Below are 4,222 nucleotides of genomic sequence, written 5' to 3'. Positions count from 1 at the left end.
GGCAACATGTGCATCCGCAATCCCTGGCCGGGCATCATGCAAACCATCTGGGGCGATCCCGATCGGTTCGTGAACGGCTACTACAAGCGTTATTGCAAGAATCCGAACAGCAAAGACTGGCGCGACTGGCCGTACATGGCCGGCGATGGCGCGATGCTGGCAGCCGACGGCTACTTCCGGATCCTGGGCCGCATCGACGATGTCATCAACGTCGCCGGGCATCGCCTGGGCACGAAGGAGATCGAAAACGCCTGCCTGACGGTTCCGGATGTCGCCGAAGCCGCGGTGGTGCCGGTAACCGATGAAATCAAGGGACGCATGCCTGAAATCTACGTGGCTCTCAAGCCGGGGCATGAAGGCACGCCCGACACCATCAACCGGATCATCAAGGCGAACGAAGAGATCATCGGCCGGTTTGCACGCCCCAAGCACGTTTACGTCGTACCCGACATGCCCAAGACGCGCTCGGGCAAAATCATGCGGCGCGTGCTGGCCTCCATCTCCAACCGCCGTGACGTGGGCGACGTGACCACGCTGGCCAACCCCGCGGTCGTCGAGGACATCCGCAAAATGGTGCAGGGAAAAGATGCGGTGGTCTCCGGCGAAGCGGTGCCCGAGGATATCGCCAAGTTTGGGCAGAACGACTGATATCGGACACGCCGGTCGTCTGGATCTTTGATACAAATCTGCGGCGCACTCCCCAGAGTGCGCCGCCGTTTACCGGCCGACGTCCACGACCAGTCTTGGGTCGAAGAACGCGTTCTCGTTGACACCGTCGCGGGCGTAGCCGCGCGGATTGCAGACCACCCGGGTGCCACGCACCGTGTAATCAAAGCTGTCGTGCGTGTGCCCGTGCACCCAGAGGACCACGCGATCCCCACCCATCAGCGCCTCGAGGTCCGAAACGAAGGCGCCGTTCAACGGCGAGCCCGTAAATCGCGGATGAACGCTGCGCGGTGAGGGTGCGTGATGCGTGATCACCACGGTCGGTCCGTCAAAGGGCTCAGCAAGCTCTTGCCTGAGCCACTTCGCGTGCTGGCGGAACACCCGGATGGATTCGGGCGGCGTGAACTTCGTGCCTGGATTTTCTGTGGAATCGATCACGCTGAAATCGCGCACAAGTCGCGTAGCCTCGGCTATCGCCCGTTCACGCGCAGCACCCTCACCCGCGAGCATAAAATCGGTCCAGAGCGTGGCGCCCAGAAAGCGCACCCCATCCAGTACCAGCGCCTGCCGGTCGAGCACGCGAATACCCGTGCCACCCGCGAGGTTTTGGAGCTCGGCGAGCGCCGTGGGCAAGCTGCTGCCATAGAACTCATGGTTCCCAAGGACGTAAATGACCGGCTGGCGGAATGCGCGCGCCCACGCGATCGCCTGCTCAGGGCGCGCCACGTCGCCCGCAAGAATCACGGCATCGGCATCGGTGCGCGGGGGCGTGAACGCACCTTGGCGCAAATGCAAGTCTGAGAGAATGTTGAGCCGCAAGGCTAAATAGTTCCTGACACCCCGCCAACTCAATTTTACGCCGCAGCGCGTTGAGCCGATCACACCGGCACCTCGAACTGAGCAGTTTCAGTCCGTTGTTGCCTTGGAGAGCCGCGGGCGCATTTACGGCACCCCCGGTGATCTCTGAAGGTACGGCAACACCGTGACATCACCACGCTTGCCAATTCGGAAGTAGCGGAGAAGATCCGCACGCAGGTGGCAAGTTGTCTGCGTTAGCCGAACCGACTCATGTTATAGGCGAGACATGCAGGCAGACGGGCCACCAATAGGGCCGTCGAGAGAAACAGGGCGACGCGAATGTTCAAGACATTGCGGCTCATTGCATCCCCCCTTTCCGAGTGGAACGGTTTTCTTCCGGCGGCCTGAGGTGCCGGAACTGTGCCAGTAGCAGGAGATCGTAGACGATCTTCAGTGTGCCGCAGATCAACAGCGGCCAGGCAAAAGCGGACGCGGCGAACAGTGCGCCCGCCAGCGATGGACTCACTGCCGAAGCCAGGCTGCGTGGCACAGAAGTGAAACTTGCCGCCGCCGGACGTTCCGCTTCGGTCACCACCGCCATCACGTAGGACGAACGCGTCGGCACGTCCATCTGGGAGAGTGCTGCGCGCACCAGCAGCAATATCAAGGCCAGCGCAAGCGTGGGTGCAATGGCCGCCAATATCAGCGCAATACTGGAAGGCATGTGTGTGAATACCATGGTGTTGACCAGCCCGAAGCGCCGCGACAAGCGTGCGGCGACCGGATACGACAACGCGGCCAGCAATCCCGCCCCGAAGAAGAACGCACCCGCTTCGGCCAGGGACAGGTGAAATCGCTGGAACAGCCAGAGTGCGAGCAGCGACTGCACGACGAAACCGCCGGCGAACGCGTCCAGGCTGAACAGCGCCGCAAGCTTGAAAACGATTTTGCGTGACGGGCCGAGCGCTACCGTCTTGCGGGCTTGCAGTGCAGGCGGACGCTGCGGAATGCGCGCATACAGATTGCGCCCGACAACGCCCAGCAAGCCGTAAATAACGAACATGGCCTGCATGGCGGTCAGCCGGTCAAATCCGAGCGGCGCCAGGATTCCGGGGGTTGCCGAAGCAAGCGAACCCAGCGCGGCGGCCAATGCACCCGTCAGGCTGTAGCGGGCGAATAAGCGGGTGCGGTCGGTATCGCCGGCTTCGCGTGCGAGCGCGGTGTGTTCCAGCGGCACGAATACGCTGACGTTCCCGGCGGACGGATTGATCGTGCCCGCGAACGCGATCACCAGCAGCACGGCGTAGTGGCGGGAACTGGCGAACGCGATGCCGGTGGCGATCATCAACCACGCGGCGCCCAGCAGGAGCCGGCGATAACCATAGCGGGCGCTGAGCAAGCCGGCAGTCATGGTCAGGCATGCCGAACCGAGCAGCGATGTGGTGGCCAGCACACCCACGGCGAGCGGCGTGAAGCCCAGCGCCAACAGGTAGGCCGGCAACAGGATCGCCACGAAACTGTCACCGAAATCGCGCAGTGCACGCGCGGCGAACAGGTAGTTCACCGGCGGGAACGGTCGTCGCGATGGCGTGGTGACTTCGTACATGGATGCGTCGAGCCGATTTGTAACGTTTGAGAAGTCGGGCGCAATATACGCAACTTGGGCACGTGCGACGAACCTTCCGCAACGCCGGTTCTCGGGACCATCACACACAGCCATCGCGACTGAGGCGGGATAACCGCCACGCTCGCCGTCTTCCTTCAGGCGCTCAAGGCCCAATCCACGACCGCGCGCGTGTGAATTTCGGTGGTGTCGAACAGCGGGATGCCGGCGTCGGACGACGCTCCGAACAGCGTGAATTCGGTACAACCGAGGATGGCGCCTTGCGCGCCCGCCTTAGCTAAGCGACTGATGATGCCGAAGAACGCCCGGCGCGACTCCGGCCGCACCACGCCTTTGCACAACTCCTCGAAAATGATGCGGTGAATCGCCGCGCGCTCCGGTTCTTCCGGAATCATCACGCGCAAGCTATGCCGTTGTTCAAGTCGCAACCGGTAGAAATCCTTCTCCATCGTGAAGCGCGTGCCCAATAAGGCGACGCTGCGGATGCCCCGGTCCTTGACCGCCTTGGCGGTGGCATCAACCACGTGGATGAGCGGCAGTTTCACGGCGGCCTCGATCTCGGGCGCCACGATATGCATGGTGTTCGCGCAGATTACCAGCGCCTCGGCGCCGGCACGCTCCAGACGTCGGGCCGCATCTATCAGCAGATGTGCCGCGCCGGTCCAATCGTCCGCATGCTGCAGCCGCTGCAGCTCATCGAACTCCACGCTGTACAAGAGCAGCTGGGCTGAATGCAATCCGCCCAGGCGCTCAGCCACCAATTGGTTGATGCGTGAGTAGTAATGCGCAGTGGATTCCCAGCTCATGCCGCCGATGAGGCCGAGCGTCTTCATGGCGGAGAGTCGGGTCGCGGGTAGCGTCGCAGCGGATGGCCTTCGGTGTTGAAAATCACCCGGTTGAAATCCAGCGTCTGCGGCGGTGCGAACAGCAAATAGAAATACTTGAAGGTCTCCGCAAACACGTAGCTTTCCATGGCGTCGGTTTTCTGCTTGCTGATGACGCTGCTCAAAGCCGCGTAGCCATCGTCCGTGCGGCAGTACTTCACGAAATCCTCGAACATGCGCTTGCCCATGACACGGTAATAGGGATCGCGGGTGTAGTGATAAAGATAATAGGTGGACTCGACGATCTCCG

General features: G+C 62.1%; 5 protein-coding genes. 1 reads left to right on the top strand and 4 read right to left on the bottom strand.

Annotation, left to right across the window (positions count from 1 at the left end; all coding sequences use genetic code 11):
- The first annotated feature begins 69 nt into the window (after window positions 1-69).
- The gene (locus tag VJR68_RS10060) at window positions 70-648 is read left to right on the top strand and encodes an AMP-binding enzyme (RefSeq protein WP_324147542.1); all 579 of its coding nucleotides are present in this window, start codon (window positions 70-72) and stop codon (window positions 646-648) included.
- A 69-nt stretch (window positions 649-717) separates the two neighbouring features.
- On the opposite strand, the gene VJR68_RS10055 is transcribed toward VJR68_RS10060, so the two are convergent.
- From VJR68_RS10055 to VJR68_RS10040, 4 genes are all read right to left on the bottom strand, one after another.
- Window positions 718-1,485 (bottom strand): metallophosphoesterase, encoded by a 768-nt coding sequence (locus tag VJR68_RS10055; protein ID WP_324147541.1) that lies wholly within the window; start codon window positions 1,483-1,485, stop codon window positions 718-720.
- A gap of 337 nt (window positions 1,486-1,822) precedes the next feature.
- The gene (locus tag VJR68_RS10050) at window positions 1,823-3,070 is read right to left on the bottom strand and encodes an MFS transporter (protein ID WP_324147540.1); all 1,248 of its coding nucleotides are present in this window, start codon (window positions 3,068-3,070) and stop codon (window positions 1,823-1,825) included.
- A gap of 155 nt (window positions 3,071-3,225) precedes the next feature.
- A complete protein-coding gene (locus VJR68_RS10045) occupies window positions 3,226-3,921 on the bottom strand; it encodes an aspartate/glutamate racemase family protein (RefSeq protein ID WP_324147539.1) in 696 nt (231 codons plus the stop codon).
- The coding region (locus tag VJR68_RS10040) for a glycoside hydrolase family 47 protein (RefSeq protein WP_324147538.1) at window positions 3,918-4,222 on the bottom strand (305 nt) is incomplete at its 5' end. The genes VJR68_RS10045 and VJR68_RS10040, both read right to left, overlap by 4 nt.

The organism is Dyella sp. (genome assembly GCF_035277725.1).
Classification (GTDB): Bacteria; Pseudomonadota; Gammaproteobacteria; order Xanthomonadales; family Rhodanobacteraceae; genus Dyella_B.
The sequence above is the reverse complement of the archived record's forward strand: the minus strand, read 5'-3'. Positions and strand labels throughout refer to the sequence as shown.

Excerpts from the sequence above, each read along its gene's own strand:
- VJR68_RS10050 (WP_324147540.1), bottom strand. The coding sequence starts at position 3,070 with ATGTACGAAGTCACCACGCCATCGCGACGACCGTTCCCGCCGGTGAAC.
- VJR68_RS10045 (WP_324147539.1), bottom strand. The coding sequence starts at position 3,921 with ATGAAGACGCTCGGCCTCATCGGCGGCATGAGCTGGGAATCCACTGCG.